The following is a 21,232-nucleotide window of genomic DNA, read 5'->3' as shown; positions in this document are numbered from 1 at the left end:
AAAAGTATCCTCAGTTTACTTTTATGCGCTGATAATTCTCGTACTTATAAATATTTACACCATTATTTTCAAAGCCGCCTGAATCCTGTCGAATAAAATGATAATTGCAGTTTAATCCGCTTAATTTCAGATACTGAAGACATTTTTCGAAGTCTTTACCATATGTTTTGATGGCTGTCAAAAAAAAGTAAGTGATGTCAAAACCTTCGAATGCAAATTTATCTTCAGAAGGTTCTCCTTTGAATTTCTCACGGTATTTTTTAATAAAAAGTTCGACTTTTTGATTGCTGTATTCCACAAATCCTGAAGAAAAGAGATGGAGGTCCAACTTGAGCAGGTAGGGAATTTCCAGGTCGAAATTTTCCCATTCTGATATACCAAACAAAGTGATATCGTAATACTCCCGCAGGGAAATAAGGCTGGAGATCAGCTTTATTACGAACAATCTGTCATCAGATAAACTGATAACAATATTTTTCCTGGTCGGAGCGATATTATTACGAAGACTGTTTATACTATCAAATCCATAATTTAAATCCTTCAGATAATTCCTCACTCTTAAAGTGTCACCGAAATATTTCACTGTAAGCTGGCTGTTTAACTGTGACTTCAGGTAATCGAGATCTTGCTGATGAGAATAAGTATTTTGCCGGGCAATAATGAAGGTCGCACCAGGATATTCTGATATCAGATAATCAGACAGTAATTTCAACTGTCCCTGCCAGGATGGCTGGACTTTGAAGACCTGTGGATTATCCTTCAATATTTCATCGCTTGATGAAAATGGATTTACTATTTTAATGTGATTGACCTTGGCGAATTGAGAAACTATACTGAAACTCTTTCTGAACAAAGGTCCGATGATAATATCCATTTTTTTTAGTTGCGGTTCAGAAAGGACTTCCCTGGTCTTAGATGTATTTTCGTCGACGTCGTAGACAAAAATTTTGCTTTTAAATCCCATTTCCGCAAGTGAATCGATGGCTATCAAAGCGCCTTCATAAAACTGGATATACCTGAAAGATGGATAATCGGAAGGGTAATCCGCAACAGTAGTGTCATTGTTTAAAATGCTGTCATATTCTTCAAGATAGAATGGAATCATGAGAGCAATATTGTATGTTTCGCCTTTGTACATGATGGGTTGACAAGAGGATTCCACGGCTGTTGCGGACGGTTTTTCCACGGGTGGTGGTTTATAGGTCACACGATAGAGAGTTCCTGCCTGCGCTTGCGGATTATCATTTAAATCTTTTACCGGGATTTTCACTTCCTCCCTATTTTCAATGAGCTCTTCCAGGTTAGGATTCAACAAGTACAGGTCATCGGGACGGACTCCATATTTATCGGCAATGCTCACCGGCGTGTCATTCTTTTTTGTTTTATGATATATATAATAGACCAATGTGTCTTTTCCACTTTCAGTAAACTGAACATTTGATGAGCGATTATCGGGTATCCTGATGATCTGGCCGATTTTGGGACCATTGGCTAATGTGGGATTTATTTTTATCAGCTCATCAATAGAGATGTGGAACACTTTTGATAAGCCATAAAGGGTTTCCTTGGGCTTAATGGTATATTGAATATACCCTTTCAAGGAATCCTGACCAGGTGTCTGCCATGGTGTCTGATGTTCTGTAGTCATTTCTTTTAAGCCGACATCCTGACCTGAAGGTATTTTAATAACCTGTCCTGACAGCAGGCCTTTTTCCATGATCACCGGATTACAGTTACGTATTTCTTCGATACTGACACCATATTCTCTGGACAGGCTGAATAATGTTTCCTTTTCTTTAACGGTGTGGTAAATAAAATTTTGAGATTCACCGGGTTGTGTTTTAGCAGAAATGCTGCCGGATGGGCTCTTTCCGACAGGAATTTTGATAATCTGGTTTGGTTTGACCTCATCGCCCAGCTGAATATTCTCTGCCTTAATGACATCAACGCTGACTGTATATGCTTTAGAAATTGCAGATAATGTTTGCCCTGGTTTTACAAAATGAATATAGTAAGACTTGCCGTTATAGACCTCGATGATGTCAGATCGCGTTATGCCGGGGATGTCCTGGCTGTTAGCAACAGGCATAAAGAAAAGCAAAAGGGATATGATCAAAAACAAACCTTTATTCACAGGCAGAAGAATATATTTAAAAGTTAAACATGATGATGTTTTATTCCCACTCAATGGTTGCCGGGGGCTTTGAACTTATGTCATAAACCACGCGGTTAACGCCTTTAACATTGTTAATGATCTTATTGGAAATGCGGGCCAGAAAATCATAAGGCAACTGCGACCAGTCGGCAGTCATACCATCTGTAGATCCCACAGATCTAAGAACCACTACGTTTTCGTAAGTCCGTTCATCTCCCATAACACCGACAGAACTTACAGGCAACAATAATACAAAGGCCTGCCAGACTTTATCATAGAGTCCTTCTTCCTTTAAACCTGAGATAAATATATCGTCAGCTTCCTGCAGGATTCTGACCTTGGATGTTGTTATTTCACCGACTATTCTGATTCCAAGGCCAGGTCCCGGAAAAGGATGCCTTGAAATCAGATCATTACTGATACCTAGGTTGCGCCCTACCTTGCGGACCTCATCCTTAAAAAGACTTTTTAATGGTTCGATAACCTTCAGCTTCATTATGTCGGGTAATCCACCCACATTGTGATGCGATTTAATGGTCGCCGATGGTCCTTTAACTGACATAGATTCAATGACATCAGGGTAAATAGTACCCTGGGCAAGCCAGAATACATTTTTTATTTTATGAGCTTGCTCATCGAAAATTTCAATGAAAATCTTTCCGATAATTTTCCGTTTTGCTTCAGGTTCCGCAACATGCCTGAGAGCATCGAGAAAACGTTTACCGGCCTTAATACCTTTTACATTAAGTCCCATATGTTTATAAGAAACGAGCACATTTTCAAATTCATTTTTACGAAGTAAACCATTATCAATAAAAATGCAATGAAGTGCCCGTCCTATTGCTTTATGGAGTAATACTCCCGCTACAGTGGAATCGACCCCTCCTGACAAGCCGAGCACGACCTGGTCGTTCCCAAGTTTCTCTTTCAGTTCCTTCACCGTCGTCTCGATGAATGAATCGGGTGTCCAAGACTGGGAACAACCGCATATATTCACTACAAAATTTCTAAGTAAAACTGTGCCTTCTGTTGAATGGTAAACCTCCGGATGAAACTGAATGCCATAAGTAGGTTCGTTCTTTATTTTAAATCCGGCAATAGTGACGTCTTTGGTGCTGGAAATGATCTTAAAACCAGCGGGTACAGAGAGGATAGTATCACCATGTGACATCCATACCTGACTTCCCCGATGCATACCTTTCATCAGGTTGTCAAGGGCGTCGATAAAAGACAGGTTGGCACGGCCATATTCCCTGATCTGGGATGGCAAAACTTCTCCCCCATTATCTAATGCAAGATACTGTGCTCCATAGCAGATCCCCAGGATAGGAATCCTTTTTCTGAATTGGGACAAAACAGGCACAGGAGAATTGGTGTCTCTGACTGAAAACGGGCTGCCGGAAAGGATGATTCCTTTAAGGGTATTATTTGGCTGAATTGAAGCGTTAAAGGGATGTATTTCACAATAGACATTTAATTCCCGAATGCGCCTGGCAATTAATTGGGTATACTGTGAGCCGAAATCCAGGATAAGAATCATCTCTTCCATGCGACAAATATAAATAAAAATGGATTGAGAGGGAAATCATATATCCAGTACAATTCTTTCAGATGAAGAGGGATCATTGAAATCAAATTTTATCAGCGAAAGGTGAGGCGTATCAATAGCCGCATTAAATGCGAATGTCTGTCCTATACGTTCCCGCCACTGTCCGGTAAGTCTTGATGACTCATGAATATGCCCATGCATGGTGACGAGTGGCTGGTATTTTTCAATAAAGCGTTTAATGGCAATACTTCCCACATGGACATCGAGAGGGACATGCTCGAACATCACACCATCGAGGGCAGCACGGTCTAAAAGTGTACGATACGGTGGAGAATGAAACAGAAAAACTGTTCGGGATGTATCCTTTTCTTTTACCAGCAGTTCTAAGTCTTTGGCAATAGTTCCATGCTCAATATCCTCAGGTGGGTCAACAGTGCGGAAACCCTCATTTGGCGAAATACATCCCGGGTCGACATAACGCGACACATCATACTTCTCCCAGTCCTTTATTTGAAAAGGTGATGGCGGAATATAGGCATATCCTGAAACAATAAAATCCTTATAAGGTATCGACTTCTGATGAATATACTGCCAATGACCATGATGAGCGCCATCAATAAAATATTGTTCTTCCGACCGTGCATCATCGTTTCCCATGATGAGAAATACTTCAGGATAATTGTTTCTCATCTTTTCTTTTAATTTCAAAAACCTTTTACTGAGATAATCCTCCACAAAATTTTCGATCATCTCGTCTCCCCATTGAACCGGCCGTAACCTGTGAGGCAGCAAATCTCCTCCCAGGAACAGAACTTGAGGCGGATCATTGAGCATCTCAGCAAATAATCTTTCATAGCGGCCGATCTTCCCATGCAGGTCGGTGACAAAAAATGCCTTTATCATAGAGAATATTATTGAATAATTATTTTTACCGGTCTGGCTGAATTATATGATGAACCGATCATGACCGCGTAACTTGTTTTGTTCCGGATGTCCTCATCTGTAATAAGATGCAGGTCGATGATCCCCTCCTTAACGGAAGATAATTGACAATTAATAATTTAAAAGAGCTTGGTAAATATTTCTATTATTCATATTATCCGTAACAATGAGTTTAAATTTATTTTGACCTTTTTTCAATCGATCATCAAACTCATATTTCAGAAAATTATTTTTGGCATCATAATCCATTAGTATCCACTCACCATTCAATGTTCCCTTATAGGATTTAATTCCTGAGCTTTCATCAGATATCTGAAACATAAATGAATCAAGATCATTCAGATTCATATTATCGGTCATATTAATGGCTTTAATGACGGGTGGGACAGTATCAACGGCCACTGCATAATCGCCAAAACTCCTGACCTTTGCTTTGATAAAGTCATCGTCATAATTTCCTCCTGCATAAACAGGCAGCCCATTTTCAAGCTTAACCAGAAAGGCTTTTTCGAGATATTTTGCCGGAACCGAATCCGGTTTTATCCACAAATCAAAATAATCATGAACTGGGGTATAGATATCATTTACATGATGTATCCCCGAATGACCGTTGATTTTTTTAGCTGAGTAACTGTATGTGAAATTAATGTCATTATACAGACAATTTTCATTAAGATGCAGGCAAATGCCGGCTGCTGTAAAATCATTCGGACGGTCAAAGTGAAATATTACAGATGAATCGCTCACAGGGGCGGATAATTTTATATCAAAGGGTCCGGGTTTATGGCTACGGATATAGAACTTCAGAGTGGCTGAATTGCCTTTTACATCTTTTACGACATATTCGATCTTATGTAATTTCTCATCCTGAAAAGTCAAAATTCCATTGTTATTAACTGATTTATAGAGGCTAAGCCTATTGTTTGGAAGGATGTCAGTCCGGATAAAACGTCTTTTCGATTTCATGAACTCCGCATAATCAATCAGCGCATTGATATAACGGGTTTCATCAAATGAGAATTTCCCTGTTACAATGGAAAACTCAGACCTGCCATCCTGGAAAAGTTCAATAGAATAGATGCCGTTTGGATTATCATCATCGCTTTGCTGATCAAAAGTCTGTATGCCAAAAGCGACTGACCCTGTCACAATAAGCGTATCATGGTGCGACAGATGGTAGGTGTTTCCCCTGCTTTCAACTGCAATGATAACCGTATCGGTTGAACCGTTTATCCGGGTGCTGGCATCGAGTGCGTAGATTTTTACAGCCTGGATTTTAGGTTTGACGGCATCTTTAACATTGATTCCGAAAAGCAATGGGTTTATCGTTTGCTGGGTCAGCCCATCCCTGAATTCAAAATGAAGGTGAGGACCGCCTGAGCTGCCTGAACTGCCTGATAAAGCGATAATCTCTCCTTTTTTTACGGGCAATTCATCTTTGTCCAGGGTGATATCAATGGTAAAGGATTCCTTTTTGTACTGTTGCCGGCGGGCATACTCACTGATAGTTGGACTGAATGATTTAAGGTGGCCGTAAACGGAAACATATCCATTAGGGTGGGTGATGTAGAGAGCTTTGCCATAACCAAAGGGAGAGATATTTATGCGGGAAATATAGCCATCAGCTACAGCAGATATTTTCTTACCTTCGGCACCACCTGTCTTTATGTCGATACCGGAATGAAAGTGATCAGCACGCAACTCGCCGAAGGTGCCTGACAGGAATATCCTGTAATCGACAGGCGGGATAAAATCATTGACGGGATAAGTACTTTGCGAAGATAATACACCCGAATAAGCCAGAAATAGCATGAAAAGGAGATATCTTTGCAGAATCGGATACATTTCGTGTTGAGTTTCACGCAGAGCTAACGTCGGTTTAGCAAATATATGTATTTTCAGTTCCATTTTTTGCCGGAATTTTCCTAATTTGGCATCATAAAAAATTATTATATGAGCAGGTTATATTTCAAAGAGGTTCAGAAGTTCACACAGATATGGCTTTGGGTGCTTCTGTCAGCAATGGTAGGATTATTCCTTTTCTTTATAATTAAGCAGATCGTCTTCGATCAGCCCGTGGGTGATCATCCGACAACAGATTTAGGATTACTGCTGACAAGTTTAATTCCACTTGCAACTATTGGTTTATTTTTCTCACTCCGGCTTATAACCGAGGTGAGAAAAGAGGGTATTTTTTACCGCTTTGCACCATTTCAACGAAAATTAAAGTTAATACCATGGGCCGATATTGAAAAGTGTTATGTTAGAAAATATAAGCCAATCAGCGAATATGGCGGCTGGGGCATGCGCATGGGATCATTAAAACATGGTAAAGCGTTCAATGTTAGGGGCAATATGGGATTGCAAATAGAATTCAAGAATGGCAAACGTTTTCTCATTGGCACTCAGAATCCTCAGGAACTGGAAGGAGCGCTGAATAAGATAAAAAATGAAACGGAACGATATCAGTTTTAATAACTTCAAACAATACAATAAAGGATGAAAAATGTCAAATCTGCGTTATTTATTATTGGTTCATTAATCCTTTCTATATTATCTGCTTCTGAAGCATTTTCACAGCAAAAAAATCCTGGAATTTTGCAATTATCCGGTAAATGGTCGGGAAAGGTACAAACGCTCGAGGTCGTCTTTTGTATTACCCCGCAGGAGGATAGTGTCGTGGTTACCCTTGACAGTCCTGATCAAGGAGTAATGGGTATTCCGGTAAATGGTTATACTTTTCAGAACGACAGTGTGATCTTTGACGTGGAATCAATAGGCGGAAAATTCACTGGTAAATTTAATCCGGCTGGTCCGGTTATCGAAGGAATGTGGTATCAGGGAGGTATTGGATACCCGCTGAATCTCACACCCAATGATCAATATACAGGCCTGTTGCGTCCGCAGGAGCCCAAACCTCCATACCCCTATATTGTAGAAGATGTCACATTTCCAAATAAATCTGCTGGCATAACTTTGGCAGGAACGCTCACTCTCCCTGATGGAGGAGACCCTTTCGCGGCAGCCATTATGGTGACAGGCAGCGGGGCACAAAACAGGGATGAAGAGCTCCTGGGTCATAAACCATTTCTGGTCATAGCCGATTATCTGACACTGCAAGGTACTGCAGTTCTGCGTTACGATGACAGGGGCTTTGGGAAATCCACAGGCGACATGCTGAATTCGACAACAGGGGATTTTGCCACCGATGCCTATGCAGCTTTTGAGTTTCTGAAACAGGATACGCGTATTAATCCGGCTAAAATCGGGATCATCGGGCATAGTGAAGGTGCGATGATTGCTTCGATGGTTGCTGCTGAACACCCCGATATTGCATTTATCGTGATGATGGCCGGCTCAGGCCTGTCAGGTGAAGAAATTCTATTTGTCCAGTCGGGAGTCTTACTTAGGGCATCCGGAGAGAGTGAAAAAAATATAAAGAAAGTTGAGGATTTCAACAGGAAAGTCTATAAAATAGCCATCAGCGATGCCGACAGGGAACAAGCTAAGAAGAAACTTAGAAAAGCTTTTGCCGGCTTTACCAAAGACATGACTGAAATGGAGAAAAACCGCATGGGATTCAGTGACTATGTGATTGAAGCAACGATACGTGATCTGCTTAATCCCTGGATGCGATACTTCCTCAGGCTGGATATTAAACCCTATCTCAGCAGGGTAAAGTGTCCCGTATTAATTCTGAATGGGGATAAGGATCTCCAGGTGCCGCCAAAAGAGAATATCCCTCCTATTGAAGATGCATTACGGAAAGGCGGAAATACTGATTATAAAGTAGTTATCCTGCCAGAGTTAAACCATCTCTTCCAGTCATGCGAATCAGGTTCCCCTGCAGAATATGCCCGTATACAGGAAACATTTTCACCGAAAGCTCTTGAAGTTATTAGCGAATGGGTAAATCATAAAGTATCCCAGGACTAAAGTCCTGGGCCAATTAAATTGCGAGTTTGAATCCCACTATGCCCTAATAATACGATGCGCTAGTTATAAACCGGCAAAAAGGAATAATTGTCGGAATAATACAGCATCTGCTGTGAGTAGTCCTCAGGATATTCGATCTGGATATCAATGATTTCATCCCCTTTCATTACAGGTTTGAGAACCGGATTGACAAAACCGCCATAGGGAGCCAGGTTCAGCTTATCATAGCGCTCTTTAACCTCTTTATGAAGAATGGGATCGACCTGTACACCATAGTTTTCGACAAGCGCCTTACCGGCTTCATAGTCTCCTTCCGATTTAATGCGCTGCACTTCTTTGAGGAGCTCACCAAAAAGGTTTCTGAGCTTGTCATAGTCATTGATCTTATAGTAGCTTTTTTCATCTTTTGTGACTTTTTCTATCACCTTTTCGTTAGCTCCCTTTTCATAACACCACCTGGCTATAAGCTGACGTGAGCGCATGTGTGCCTGCTCAATGGTTTTACCGAATTCAATCCTGACAAGCTGAGTCATGAGGCCATTCCGCATAAATGCATCATATTCAGCCTTGGCCGCTTCCTGAGAAGGTAAAATACCGAGTTCGACAAGCTTAGGATCTATGAGGTAATACAGGGCAAACAATTCAGCACGGGCTTCTTCAAGAGGCGAATGATAATTTTTCAATGCTTCGGTGCCCGTTCCCGGCAGGAGTTGTCCGGAAGCATGCCCCAGGCATTCATGCAAGTCGGTGTTGATATTTCCTGCCAGCGGACCATATTTCTTTTCACGGTCAATTTCCTCCTGCGAAAAGCCAAATTCTTCAAGGAAACCGCTTATCAAAGAGACCTGATCATAAGCATAGGTGATATTTTCCATTGTCACTGATTTTGAGCCATGCTTTTTCCTGATCCAGTCGGCATTAGGCAGGTTGATGCCAATCGGGGTAGATGGATAACAGTCGCCGCCAAGCTGAGCCACAGTAATGACCTTAGCAGATACACCCTTGACTTCTTTCTTTTTAAACCGTGGGTCGACAGGCGAATTGTCTTCGAACCACTGGGCATTGGCACTGATGATTTCAGTCCGTTTGGTGGCTTCCTTATCTTTGAAATCCACGACAGACTCCCATGTGGCTTTCATTCCCATAGGATCGCCATAGTTTTCAACAAATCCATTCACATAATCCACCTGTGAATTAAGGTCCTGTACCCATGAAATATTATATTCATCCCACGTTTTAAGGTCCCCGGTGGTATAGTACTCGATGAGCTTTTGCAGAGCCTCACGCTGATTTTCGTTTTCTGTCACCGTCAAAGCTTCCTGCAACCAGAATACGATTTTTTCGATGGCAGCACCGTACAATCCTGCAGTACAATAGGTTTCCTCGATGACCTTATCGTCCCTTTTAATGACTTTTGAATTCAGCCCGTAGGATATGGGTGTTGTATCATTGGGTTTCTTCAAGGATTCATAATATGCCACGACTTCTTTCTCGGTGACGCCTTCATAGAAGTTACATGCTGAATTGACAACAAGGTCCTTAGAGGCATCCTGGCTGACACGCTTCGGAGCAACTGTTGGATCAAAGATGAGTGTGGTCATCCTCTGTATGAAGACCTCTTTCTTTTCACCTTCCAGTAATGGAAATAAGGCTCCTTCAGAGTTTGTGACAAGTGATGCAAAATACTCTTTGGATATCTCCGGGAAGAATTTATCGGTGGAATAGTGGTGATGAATGCCATTGGAGAACCACACCCGTTTGGCGTAGATCATAAGATTTTTGAAATCAGCGCTTTCCCTGGCACCCGTATAATGCCGTATGATTTCTTCCAGTGTGGTACGGATGGCGATGTTATATTTATAGTTCTGATCATAGATGATATCCCTGCCGGCCAATGCTGCCTGGCTCAGATAATAGATAAGTTTTTTCTGGTCCAGTGTCAGGCTGTCAAAGCCCGGCACGCGATAGCGCATGACTCGCAAATCGGCAAATTTCTCGAGGAAAAACTTGAAATCCTCAGAAGGTGGAGGCTGCTGTGTTTTTTGTTTACAAGAAAAAACTGAAACAATCATAAATGCTGCGATTAGGATTTTAATGGTTTTCATGTGTCAATAGTTTGATTTTAAATGGCTACATGGAATATCCGAAAAGGACAAGGTAGCTTTATTGATTCAAAGTTTTTTTAAATGCAAATATAGCATTTAGAATGGCATCGAAGAAGAACAGCAACATTTCTATAAAGTACCGGCTTCGACTAATTTGATGCCTTCCATAACCGGAATAACTTGTGTGATATCCATCGAAAATGAGTACTCCAGGACGTCATCGAGTCCCAGCCGTTTTAACCTGTGGCGGTGTGCCGCTTTTTCAATATACCCTAAAATATTACCTTTTGCTACATTCCATAAATCCATAGCCGCATGAGCCGAATCACAGTGAGTGAGGAATCTGTCGGTTTTCAGCAGGGCATCGGTGAGAGCGCCGGCGAAAAGAGTATCTTCAAGATTGAAGAGGTTTTTCCACCCTGCACAGAGGATTACCACATTCTTATTCTGGAGCGTAAGCCAATCGGCGAGAGCCTTGCGGTTGATAAAGGCTCCTATCACGATTTTACCCGACATTTTCACACTGTCAATAGCCTGGGTGCCATTTGTTGTGCTGTAAACGATAGTTTTCCCTTTGACATCAGGAGTCATAAAATGAAAGGCCGAGTTGCCCATGTCGGCGAAATCCAGCTTACAGCCTTCCCGTTCAGCAGCCACCAGATACCCTTTCTTCTTATATTCCCTGGCTTCCTCAATGGTGGCAATAGGAATCATTTCACTGACACCATTAGCGAAAGCTGTGCAAATCGACGTGGAAGCTCGCAGGATGTCGACCAAAACAATAATAAAGTCCTCTCTGGTAATAATATGTGGAAATAATAATGGCGAGAAGCAAACTTCGATGGTTCTGGGTGAAGAAGATCCAGGCATATTGAACTAATTAACGAAAGACACCTGTGCTGTAAGTTTGCTTTGCGAACTAAACTTTATAACATGTGTAAAGATACAGAAATAAAAATCATCATACAGGTGAATCTTTGAGTTAACTTTCAACGCCCATGTGCTTGCGCTTTTGCAAACGTATCGACTTGCTGAGATGTTCGCAAAACGTCAAAATTTAATTTACTTGCATTATTCTCCATCAGTATCTTGTGGGAATTGCGCAAGCACGATTTTGCACTAAATCCCATCCCGGGCAAGACCCGGGAACGGGATAGCCTTTTCCGATAAATGTAGTATAAATGATTTTTACCACAAAATTTTTATACTACGGAAAAAGCTACGTCTAAATTAAGAAAAAAATCGTTCACTATTGTTGAACAGGCATGCCATGAAATACATGGCTTCGGAAAATTATTCCGGGAACTTCAGGTCAAGATCGTCTTATCGGGGCAATCGAAAAGTACGCTGAATATCTATGCTTGTAAACTGGCTCAGGTGAGTTTACACTTCGGCAAGCTACCCCAGCATATCAGCGAGAAAGAGATGAATCACTACCTGGATTACCGCGACAACCTGCAGAAACAAATGAAGCTATCGGGAATCGAGTTCCTGATGCGATTTTGTCAGCACATACTGGCCAAAGGTTTTGTCAGGATCCGGTATTACGGATTACTGTCAGCCACAAAACGCAAACAACTGCGGTTATTGCAAAAGGAGTTTGGCATCCACACTCCGGAAAAAAGAGAAAAGAAAAATAGAAAAACTTATATGAAGCGCGGACAGGACAGGATTCCCCCCCCCCTGCTGCGGGGCAAGCTGTGCAACACAGCTTCATCGGCTAATCTAAAGGTAAGGCGGGATTAGGCTACGCCACACGACACCTTACTTATTGGATGCAGGGTTTATTTTTTCATTCTCACACCAGTTGGATTGAACCCTTCTTTTAAATAAAAATTCAATGTCCTCTTCCACTTTGATTCCTCGGGTGGGGATAGTTCTAATCTAGACCATTCTTTTATTTCTTTTAATTGATTAGCATACAACATTAATTTTTCACCAATTCCTTTAGACCTAAAATGTGGTTTTACATATAATTCATTTATAACTCCATATTTTCCACTTGCATAAATTGCATATGACTCTATTAAACTAATAAATCCTATTATTTCATTATTATATATTGCGACCTTAATTATTCCTTTGTTAATAAAATCCGTAATTAATCGTAGCAACTCATTATCAGTTATTTTATCATGTTCAATCTCATCATAAAACTCAGTCAAAACATCCTTAAATTTATGAATATCATCCTGATTTTTTAAATCTTTTAGAATTATTTCCATATCATTACTTTTTATAAAATCTAACTAATTTTCCCTAATGATTATTACATTTGTTCTTCTACTGTCTTTGAAATTAAAAGTTCTTCAACTTCATATTAAAAGTCAAATTTTTATGGTACCGTATTCCCTGTATTGCTCTTTCCTCTGATTATGTTTTTCTATTTCCTGCAAAACAGCCTCCTTGTCATCCCCATCCTGCTCAGCCAAAGCCCGGGTGTATTCTTCCAGTTTATGATCAATATAGGCCAGGTGCCTTTCAATTTTAGCCTGGCTGAAATTATTCTTCTTGCTGTTCTGTGCCCGTAACTTAGTGCTGTCGCCGGCGATAAGCTTGCCACCAATCAGGTGGATATATAATTTGAAAAGTAAAAGAATTACAGTATGCGATTGCTTAAATACTCAATGCCTTATGCAATCCCTCGAGGTGATCACAACATGATATTGCTTGGTTCTCTGAAAGTAACCGTTTCAGTCAAAGTGATGATTTGTTCCAGATCACCGATCCTGATTACAAAATCCCCTTTTTCGGCGATCAATCGGTTTTCCTTATTGTAGAATGCGAGATCTTCGGCTCTAATGGTAAATTCAATAGTCCTTGATTGAGCCGGATCCAGGTCAATTTTCATGAACCGCCTTAATCTCTTGTTGTCAGGGTTTATTGAAGCGTACAGATCTGAAGTGAACAGCATCACCACTTCTTTCCCTGCACGGTTACCGGTGTTCTCAATGGTAACAGCAACATTCACAGAACCTTTCGATGTCAATTCAGAACTGCTTACTTTCAGGTTGCTATACTTAAAAACTGTATAGCTCAAGCCATGACCGAATCCATACTGGATAGCGACGTCTGATTCATTATCATATAAGCCTTCCAGTCTTTCCTGTTTTTCTGATGGTTTGTAATCATAATTGATCAGAGAGTTTGGAAACATGGGATAAGTATAAGGAAGCTTCCCGCTGGGGTTGACATCACCGAATAATATTTCTGCCAGGGCAGTCCCACCATAATTACCAGGAAGGTACGTTTGCACAACGGCAGCCATTGTGTGCTCGAATTTGCTGATGATGCGTGGACGGCCTTCGTTTAACACCAGTATTACGGGTTTCCCTGTATTGGCAAGTGCTATGGCCAGTTGGGTCTGGTTCTCGGAAATGTAAAGATCATACAGATCGCCGGGCTTTTCGCAATAGCTATTTTCACCAAGAAAGAGAATGATGCAATCTACCCCTTTTGCAACCCGGACTGCATCAGAGATGTCCAGATCTTTTTCTTGGTAGTATGGCCCCTGCATATCATACGAAACACCTTCCACGAATGTGACCTTATCTTTACCTATCTTGTTTTCAATTGCTTCAAGAAAGGTAAAGTACTCTTGTGCAAATTCATCTGTTTTTTCACCCTGCCATGAATAGGACCATCCACCATTCATTGGCCTCATCCAATTGGCATTTGGCCCGGACACCAATACCTTGATATTCTTTTTTAAGGGGAGTGTCTGGTCATCATTTTTCAACAATGTGATGGACTCCAATGCCGCATCCAACGCCAGATTCTCATGCTGTTCACTCCCAAAATCCGGATAATTTTCGTAGTCAGTAGTGGGAGATTCAAATAATCCGAGTTCCATTTTTAATTTCAAAATTCGTGTAACTGCTTCATCGATCCGGCTCATGGGTACCTCACCTTCATTGACCAACTCAACAAGGTAATCGCAGAAATCGAAATCATAAGGGACCATTGACATGTCAATGCCAGCGTTGATGGCCAACTTAACGGCTTCTTTTGGAGAGGAGGCGAATTTATCGCGGTCATAAAGGTTGTCAATATCTGCCCAGTCAGTGACGACCAACCCTTCAAACCCCATTTCGTTCCGGAGTAATGTTGTCAGAATGTCGTAACTGGCATGGACCGGAATGCCATTCAAAATACCTGAATTGACCATAATGGATTTTGCCCCTGCATTTATCGGGAACTGGAAAGCTGGTACATGTTTCTCGTTAAGTTCGCGTGGATGGATATGAAGTGGATTGCGGTCCTTTCCTGAATTTGAATTATAACCCAGGTAATGCTTCAGGCAGGCAGCACCGTGTTTTTGATCGATGGTTACCACATCTTTTCCTTGAATGCCTTCAACAGCTGCAGAACCCAATATGCCATTCAGATACACATCCTCACCAAAGGTCTCCCACATGCGCGAATCCCTGGGATCGCGGCCCATATCCTGCACCGGGGAAAAGTTCCATGGTATGTTGGAAGCGCGCATTTCATAAGCACACATTTCGTTAAGTTGCCTGACGAGTTCCGGATTAAAGGTAGCACCCAGGCCGATCTGTTGGGGAAACAAGGTGCCCCCGGCAGTATAAGTAGTGCCATGGATAGCGTCAATACCATATAATATCGGGATGCCAGTTTCATGAATGGCTACCTCCTGGATCTGGTTGATAATTTCATGCCACCATTCCAACGACCTTGCCCGGTTGTTCACCGTATTCAGGATAGAACCAATCTTGTATTTGCCTAAAGCTTTCTGAAGCTTTTCAGAATCCAGTTCAACCGGTTCAGGCTGTGCATCCAGGGAATTACCTTTAACAAGTACTGACAAAGTAACCTGTGTCATCTGACCCACCTTTTCCTGTAGGGTCATGCCTGCTAATATTTCGTTGACTTTTTTGTCAATGTCTCCCATCGGTTTTAGATTATTTTTCTGCTCACAGCTCTGCATAATAAATACATTGATAACAAGGATCAAGATGAAGGAACACTTTTTTAACATATGCCTGGACATTTTTGAATTTGGAATTGATTATTGCATTAAAACAGTCACTTCATAAGTGAAATCTTTTTTAGGAGAGGGCAGCAGATTACCTTCCAACTCTTCATTATTAATAAATACCTTGCACCGGTTCCCACCATTATTGATCAACTTAATTTTATATGTGGCACCCCTGAACTTTCTGGTGATTTCACATTCTTCAATGTATCCGGGTAATTTTGGGTCAATGATCAGGCCTTGGTAATCGGGCCGGATGCCTAATATGTATTGGCTAATGGCGTATAAATTCCAGGCAGCGGTTCCTGTTAGCCAGGAATTTTTTGTTTCGCCCGGTTTGGCTGAATCCTTGCCCGCGATCATTTGTCCATATACGTAAGGTTCAGTTTTGTGCAATTCGCTGATCTCTTCCAAATATGCGGGTGCAATTCGCTTATAATAATCGAATGCCTTGTCATTATTGTTTAGCATTGTTTCAGCAATGATGATCCATGGATTATTATGACAGAAAATACCGGCATTCTCTTTATAACCTGGAGGATAACTGGATATCTCTCCAAGGTTTAAGTAATACTTAGTGTAGGCGGGATTTAATAGTACAATTCCATAAGGTGTGGCCAACCTTTTTTCAACCTGGTCCATCGCCTTTTGCGCTCTGCCATCCTGAAGGCCAATTCCGGCCATAACACAGAAGCCCTGGGGCTCAATGAAGATCTGTCCTTCTTCGTTCTCTTTACTGCCAACCTTTTTGCCAAAATAATCATATGCCCTAATAAACCAATCACCGTCCCATCCGTATTCATCAATGGTAATTTTCATGGCATCAATATGTCCGCGAGCCTCTTCAGCCTGATCCTTATATCCCGTGAGTTCACAAATGCGGACAAATTCATGACCATAGAGGACAAACATACCGGCTATCATCATCGATTCGGCTTGTCCACCAGTTTTGTTCTCTGTTGTCTGGAATGGCTCACCGGGTTCTACAGAAAAACAATTAAGATTCAGGCAATCATTCCAGTCGGCCCGGCCAATGAGAGGAAGCCCATGTGGTCCGAGATTATTGACGACATGATAAAAGGAGCGTTTGATGTGTTCAAAAATAGAATACTCAACATGATCGTCATCAAACGGTACCTTAACTTCGAGTAATGACCAGTCGCCTGTCTCTTTGATGTAGGCCGAAACTGCCAGGATCAACCACAAGGGATCATCGTTAAAATTACTACCTATTTCAAGGTTTCCTTTTTTGGTCAGGGGTTGGTATTGATGATAGGCACTGCCGTCTTTCATCTGCGACCTCGCAAGGTCGATGATACGTTGTTTTGCAAGCTCAGGTACTATGTGAACTATGCCGATTATATCCTGGTTCGAATCTCGAAAACCCATTCCCCGGCCAATCCCCGATTCAAAATAAGAAGCACTGCGCGAGAAATAAAAAGTGACCATACATTGATATTGGTTCCAGATATTCACCATGCGGTTCAATTTTTCATCCTGACTTGCAAGCTGTAAGTTTCCCAGCAGTTTATTCCAGAATTGCTTTAATTCAGCAAGTGACCGGTCAACTTGTTCAGCAGTTTCAAATCGCCCAATCATTTCTCTTGCCTTTGTTTTGTTGATCTCGTTTGGTGTTGTGAACTTTTCATTCTTTTCATTTTCAACATAACCGAGAATAAACACAAGATCACGTGCCTCTCCAGGACCTAAAATAATTTTCAAAAAATGTGAGGCTATAGGTGACCAGCCAAGGGCTATTGAGTTACCGGAAGATCCCGTTAAAACTTTTTCAGGCTGATCAAATCCATTATATAGTCCAAGGAAGGTATCCCGGTCGGTGTCGAATCCTGCAATCGGATGATTTACCGAATAAAATGAAAAATGATCACGGCGTTCGCGATATTCGGTTTTGTGGAAAATTTCGGAACCTGCTACTTCTACTTCACCTATTGAAAAGTTGCGTTGGAAATTGGTCATATCATCATGGGCATTCCAGAATGCCCATTCAACAAACGAGTGTATTTTGATCTCTTTAATTTGATCACTAAGGTTTTTAAGCGTAAGTTTTTGTATCTCTCCATCAAATCCCAGCGGTACAAAGAAGAGGACTTCGGCACTAAGGTTATTCAATCTTCCTGTTATCCTTGAATAACCTAGTCCATGACGGCATTCATAGTGATCTAATTCATTTTTTACAGGCTTCCATCCCGGCGACCAAATGTGGCCGTCATCTTGAATATAGAAATATTTTCCTCCGTCATCTACAGGCACATTATTATATCTGTAACGGGTAATTCTTCTTAACCTGGCATCTTTATAGAAACTGTACCCTCCGCACGTATTAGACAGGATGCTGAAAAAATTCTCATTTCCAAGGTAGTTTATCCATGGATATGGGGTCGCGGGATTGGTAATAACATACTCTTTGTTTATATCGTCGAAATATCCGTATTTCATTCTTACTAGTTTTCAATTAATCATTTGGTAATTTATCCCACCAATTGTATTTTAGTATTATTGATGTTGTAATGACAATAAATAAAGCAATCCCCATATCTTTCCAATGACATAATACAAGAAAGATAGGTACAGCTATCATGGCTGTCTGCCAGATAATACCGATAAAAATATTAAACATATCGGTTTTAAAGTTCGTGTTTGGTTGAAACGAAGGATCTCTGTTTATTACCCTTTCTTTCACCGGTTTCCAGAATCCCCATGGGCGAACCGATTTGTAAAAAGAATCTAAAACTGCTTCATCGGTGGCAGGCCTTAAAAAAGTTCCGGCATAGCACCCTGTTAATGAAAAAAGCAACAGTATCGGAAAATAATACAATTCAAGAGTTGTTTTAAATATTAGCGGGAAGATCAATGCCGGGATCAATCCTGCCACCATGCCCCAAAAATAGCCGTGACCGTTGAATCGCCACCAGTACCACTTTAATACATTGGAGGCCACATAACTTCCCCATAAAGCTGATACAATCCATTGCAGCAAGCTATTTACATTTTTGGCATAAATGCCAAGAATGATACTCATCACCATGATCAGAACACCCGATATATAATTTGTGTTCCGAACCTGTTTATTGGTGGCGTCTTTTCTTACTTTCAGGAATATGTCATTTACGATGTAGGCTTGTGCCGCATTAAGAGTTCCGGCAAAAGTCGACATAAATGCAGCAAGCATACCGGCAAATAAGAGCCCCATCAGGCCCACAGGAGCAAATTCACTAATGGCCGATGGTAAAATCTGTTCAAAGTCAATACGTCCTGCTACAATCAGATTGAGTTTGTCATAATACAATAAGGCAAGTACTACAAAACCGGTTATCATAAAATACCTGATAGGATTGAGTATCACTGATACAAACCCACTCATTTTAGCGCCTTCCTTAGGTGACTTTGTGGACAGGATCTTCTGCATATCATAGTTTGGAGCCGGTCCGGCAGCACTAACCAGGAATCCTTTAAACAGCATCATCATCATGAAAATGGAAAATAGCGAGAATCCGTCATCCTGTATCTTTTGATTTACTTCTGGAATGATATTACTCCAATCGAGGTGGAGATTCCATCCAAACCAGATTGAATACCAGTTTTCCGGTACAAGCAAGGTATGATCGGCCAGTGCATTCATTGCAATAATCCCAATAACGAGGGAGGCCAAGGTCATAATGATGTATTGCAGTAAATCTGTCCAGACGATGCTCATCATACCACCCAATACAGCATATAATGTGGCAAACAGGGTAAATACAAATCCATAGACATGGGGAATATATTCCGGGGAGATAATTCCAGGATTCAGGCCAAAAACATTGCAAACAAAATCCCAGGGTATAAATATCATGATGAACTTACCCAGGCCAATAAATCCATAGGCAAGAAAACCCAGGCAACTGATCAGTGCATAAACTACAACGATATTATGTGAAAACTGAGCTCCTCTACCAGTTCCAAAACGGGTTTGAATCCACTCTGCGCCAGTTGTCACATTTGACCTCCTGAGCCAAATTGAAAGGTAAACCATCAGGAAGATCTGATTAAAAATTGGCCAGAGCCATGGGATCCAGATGCTTTTGAGGCCATAAACAAAGCCAAGTGTGACCAGCCACATGGTGCCTGAAATATCGAACATGCCGGAGGCATTAGATAATCCAAGCATATACCAGGGTAGTCGGTTGCCACCCAGCAGGTAAGACTTTTTACTTTTTTGGGCTTTTTTCTTAAGGATAAACCCGATTGCAATAGTTGCCAGCAGATAAATCCCTATGATAATGAGATCAAGTAAGTGTAAGACCATAGGTATAACATCATTTCAAAATTAATACTCCTTGCCAAGAATCATGGGAGTGTTAAACCCATGTAAACGAAATAATTACACTTAACTTTTATCCGAATATGTCAAATGGTAAAGCCTAGCTTCTCCTTTTTTGTTCTTTCGTAGACGTCCCTGCTGAATATAAATACCTGGGCAGACTTATGAGTCCCACCCTTCTGTTTTTCATCCAGGGGGATCACATATTTCATTTGAGTAACCTTTTTTCTGAAATTGCGACGGTCAAATTTGGTCCCCAACACAACCTCATAAAGTGTTTGCATTTGTGTTAATGTAAATTTCTCCGGCAACAGTTCGAAACCTATCGGTTCCCTGCTTAGTTTGATGCGAAGACAACTTAAAGCTTTTTGAATGATCTTCTCATGATCAAATCCCAACTCAGGCAGTTCGTCTACAGGAAACCATTGGGTTTCCTGATGCTGCGTGTCAGGATTCACCTTTGAGCTATCAACCAGAGAGTAATAGCCAATTGAAATCACATGATCCGAGACCATGGGATAAGCTTTTTTCGTCCATAACTGGTCTCGTTCTTTGAGCATCCGATCGGTTTCTCCAAATGCATAAAATTGTTCCAGGTATATGTTATTAAGTCCGGTTTTATCTTTAAGCACTCTGATGGCAGCCTCATCGATATTCTCTTTTTCAAGCATATGGTGTCCCTGGACTGTATAATCAGTAAATAGGATTTGGCCAGTTTCCGGATCTTTCAATTCACGCTTTGTTAATAATACATTCAGTCTCTTGTAATCGAACCCAAATACCACGCAATCCACCGATAAGTTAGGAATAATAGCTCTCATTTTGAGATGTGTTTAAACTACACAAATGCAAATATAAAATAACTCTGTGGGAAAATACCACTATCAATGAGAATAATTTTATAAATAAATCTTGAAAAGTACTGTAAAACAGTTATTTAAAGATATATAATATAGAATGAGTATAAATAGTAATAAAAAATTGAAAAGGTTAAACGAATTTTATAAAATTGTTATACATTTGTATGTGTAAAAAATACATAGAATTTAAATGACTGATAATCAAAAATATAACAGATTATTCAATATTATGGGTACTTCTAAATACTAAAATGTTAATAACTATTTGAATATCAATATTTTGATATATTAATAATGCGTATTTTTGTATAAAACATAGAAAAATGCGTAAAAATAAATCCTACGGACTATTTGATGAGCAATTTCGC

Annotated in this window: 15 protein-coding genes; 4 read left to right on the top strand and 11 right to left on the bottom strand. The window is 40.8% G+C overall.

Annotation, left to right across the window (positions count from 1 at the left end; all coding sequences use genetic code 11):
• Nucleotides 1-10: 10 nt before the first annotated feature.
• The 4 genes from NT175_06555 to NT175_06540 form a co-directional block, all read right to left on the bottom strand.
• Nucleotides 11-2,116, bottom strand: a complete 2,106-nt coding sequence (locus tag NT175_06555) for a LysM peptidoglycan-binding domain-containing protein (protein ID MCX6234374.1) — start codon at nucleotides 2,114-2,116, stop codon at nucleotides 11-13.
• 58 nt (nucleotides 2,117-2,174) lie between these two features.
• A complete protein-coding gene (guaA, locus tag NT175_06550; protein ID MCX6234373.1) occupies nucleotides 2,175-3,704 on the bottom strand; it encodes a glutamine-hydrolyzing GMP synthase in 1,530 nt (509 codons plus the stop codon).
• Nucleotides 3,705-3,740: 36 nt separating this feature from the next.
• Nucleotides 3,741-4,607, bottom strand: coding sequence for a metallophosphoesterase (locus tag NT175_06545; GenBank protein MCX6234372.1), 867 nt, complete (start codon nucleotides 4,605-4,607; stop codon nucleotides 3,741-3,743).
• Nucleotides 4,608-4,757: 150 nt separating this feature from the next.
• The gene (locus NT175_06540) at nucleotides 4,758-6,491 is read right to left on the bottom strand and encodes a M23 family metallopeptidase (protein ID MCX6234371.1); all 1,734 of its coding nucleotides are present in this window, start codon (nucleotides 6,489-6,491) and stop codon (nucleotides 4,758-4,760) included.
• Nucleotides 6,492-6,599: 108 nt separating this feature from the next.
• Between NT175_06540 and NT175_06535 the strand changes: the two genes are divergently transcribed.
• Complete coding sequence (locus NT175_06535; GenBank protein MCX6234370.1) at nucleotides 6,600-7,121, top strand: DUF6141 family protein; 522 nt, start codon at nucleotides 6,600-6,602, stop codon at nucleotides 7,119-7,121.
• Between the two features lie 24 nt (nucleotides 7,122-7,145).
• Entirely contained in the window at nucleotides 7,146-8,582 is a 1,437-nt protein-coding gene (locus NT175_06530; protein ID MCX6234369.1) for an alpha/beta fold hydrolase, read from the top strand.
• A gap of 59 nt (nucleotides 8,583-8,641) precedes the next feature.
• Here NT175_06530 and NT175_06525 read toward each other — a convergent pair whose 3' ends face one another.
• A complete protein-coding gene (locus NT175_06525) occupies nucleotides 8,642-10,687 on the bottom strand; it encodes a dihydrofolate reductase (protein ID MCX6234368.1) in 2,046 nt (681 codons plus the stop codon).
• A 129-nt stretch (nucleotides 10,688-10,816) separates the two neighbouring features.
• Nucleotides 10,817-11,557, bottom strand: a complete 741-nt coding sequence (locus NT175_06520; protein MCX6234367.1) for a 2-phosphosulfolactate phosphatase — start codon at nucleotides 11,555-11,557, stop codon at nucleotides 10,817-10,819.
• 507 nt (nucleotides 11,558-12,064) lie between these two features.
• Between NT175_06520 and NT175_06515 the strand changes: the two genes are divergently transcribed.
• A complete protein-coding gene (locus tag NT175_06515) occupies nucleotides 12,065-12,433 on the top strand; it encodes a transposase (protein ID MCX6234366.1) in 369 nt (122 codons plus the stop codon).
• Nucleotides 12,434-12,471: 38 nt separating this feature from the next.
• Here NT175_06515 and NT175_06510 read toward each other — a convergent pair whose 3' ends face one another.
• Nucleotides 12,472-12,912 (bottom strand): GNAT family N-acetyltransferase, encoded by a 441-nt coding sequence (locus NT175_06510; protein MCX6234365.1) that lies wholly within the window; start codon nucleotides 12,910-12,912, stop codon nucleotides 12,472-12,474.
• A 150-nt stretch (nucleotides 12,913-13,062) separates the two neighbouring features.
• Here NT175_06510 and NT175_06505 point away from each other — a divergent pair, with 150 nt between their 5' ends.
• Nucleotides 13,063-13,218: a hypothetical protein gene (locus NT175_06505; GenBank protein ID MCX6234364.1), complete on the top strand. Its 156-nt coding sequence runs from the start codon at nucleotides 13,063-13,065 to the stop codon at nucleotides 13,216-13,218.
• A gap of 122 nt (nucleotides 13,219-13,340) precedes the next feature.
• On the opposite strand, the gene NT175_06500 is transcribed toward NT175_06505, so the two are convergent.
• The 4 genes from NT175_06500 to NT175_06485 all read right to left on the bottom strand — a co-directional run bounded on the left by NT175_06500 (nucleotide 13,341) and on the right by NT175_06485 (nucleotide 20,825).
• Entirely contained in the window at nucleotides 13,341-15,599 is a 2,259-nt protein-coding gene (locus NT175_06500; protein MCX6234363.1) for a glycoside hydrolase family 3 C-terminal domain-containing protein, read from the bottom strand.
• A gap of 117 nt (nucleotides 15,600-15,716) precedes the next feature.
• Nucleotides 15,717-18,140 (bottom strand): glycosyl transferase, encoded by a 2,424-nt coding sequence (locus tag NT175_06495; protein MCX6234362.1) that lies wholly within the window; start codon nucleotides 18,138-18,140, stop codon nucleotides 15,717-15,719.
• 16 nt (nucleotides 18,141-18,156) lie between these two features.
• Entirely contained in the window at nucleotides 18,157-19,989 is a 1,833-nt protein-coding gene (locus NT175_06490; protein ID MCX6234361.1) for a Na+:solute symporter, read from the bottom strand.
• 101 nt (nucleotides 19,990-20,090) lie between these two features.
• Nucleotides 20,091-20,825 (bottom strand): NUDIX domain-containing protein, encoded by a 735-nt coding sequence (locus tag NT175_06485; protein MCX6234360.1) that lies wholly within the window; start codon nucleotides 20,823-20,825, stop codon nucleotides 20,091-20,093.
• Nucleotides 20,826-21,232 lie beyond the last annotated feature (407 nt).

The organism is Bacteroidota bacterium, from assembly GCA_026391695.1.
In the GTDB taxonomy this organism is placed as follows: Bacteria; Bacteroidota; Bacteroidia; order Bacteroidales; family JAGONC01; genus JAPLDP01.
This window is presented reverse-complemented; position numbering and strand designations above follow the sequence as displayed.

Excerpts from the sequence above, each read along its gene's own strand:
- NT175_06535 (MCX6234370.1), top strand. The coding sequence starts at position 6,600 with ATGAGCAGGTTATATTTCAAAGAGGTTCAGAAGTTCACACAGATATGG.
- NT175_06505 (MCX6234364.1), top strand. The coding sequence starts at position 13,063 with ATGTTTTTCTATTTCCTGCAAAACAGCCTCCTTGTCATCCCCATCCTG.
- guaA (MCX6234373.1), bottom strand. The coding sequence starts at position 3,704 with ATGGAAGAGATGATTCTTATCCTGGATTTCGGCTCACAGTATACCCAA.
- NT175_06500 (MCX6234363.1), bottom strand. The coding sequence starts at position 15,599 with ATGGGAGACATTGACAAAAAAGTCAACGAAATATTAGCAGGCATGACC.
- NT175_06540 (MCX6234371.1), bottom strand. The coding sequence starts at position 6,491 with ATGTATCCGATTCTGCAAAGATATCTCCTTTTCATGCTATTTCTGGCT.
- NT175_06490 (MCX6234361.1), bottom strand. The coding sequence starts at position 19,989 with ATGGTCTTACACTTACTTGATCTCATTATCATAGGGATTTATCTGCTG.
- NT175_06495 (MCX6234362.1), bottom strand. The coding sequence starts at position 18,140 with ATGAAATACGGATATTTCGACGATATAAACAAAGAGTATGTTATTACC.
- NT175_06510 (MCX6234365.1), bottom strand. The coding sequence starts at position 12,912 with ATGGAAATAATTCTAAAAGATTTAAAAAATCAGGATGATATTCATAAA.
- NT175_06520 (MCX6234367.1), bottom strand. The coding sequence starts at position 11,557 with ATGCCTGGATCTTCTTCACCCAGAACCATCGAAGTTTGCTTCTCGCCA.
- NT175_06545 (MCX6234372.1), bottom strand. The coding sequence starts at position 4,607 with ATGATAAAGGCATTTTTTGTCACCGACCTGCATGGGAAGATCGGCCGC.
- NT175_06485 (MCX6234360.1), bottom strand. The coding sequence starts at position 20,825 with ATGAGAGCTATTATTCCTAACTTATCGGTGGATTGCGTGGTATTTGGG.
- NT175_06530 (MCX6234369.1), top strand. The coding sequence starts at position 7,146 with ATGAAAAATGTCAAATCTGCGTTATTTATTATTGGTTCATTAATCCTT.
- NT175_06525 (MCX6234368.1), bottom strand. The coding sequence starts at position 10,687 with ATGAAAACCATTAAAATCCTAATCGCAGCATTTATGATTGTTTCAGTT.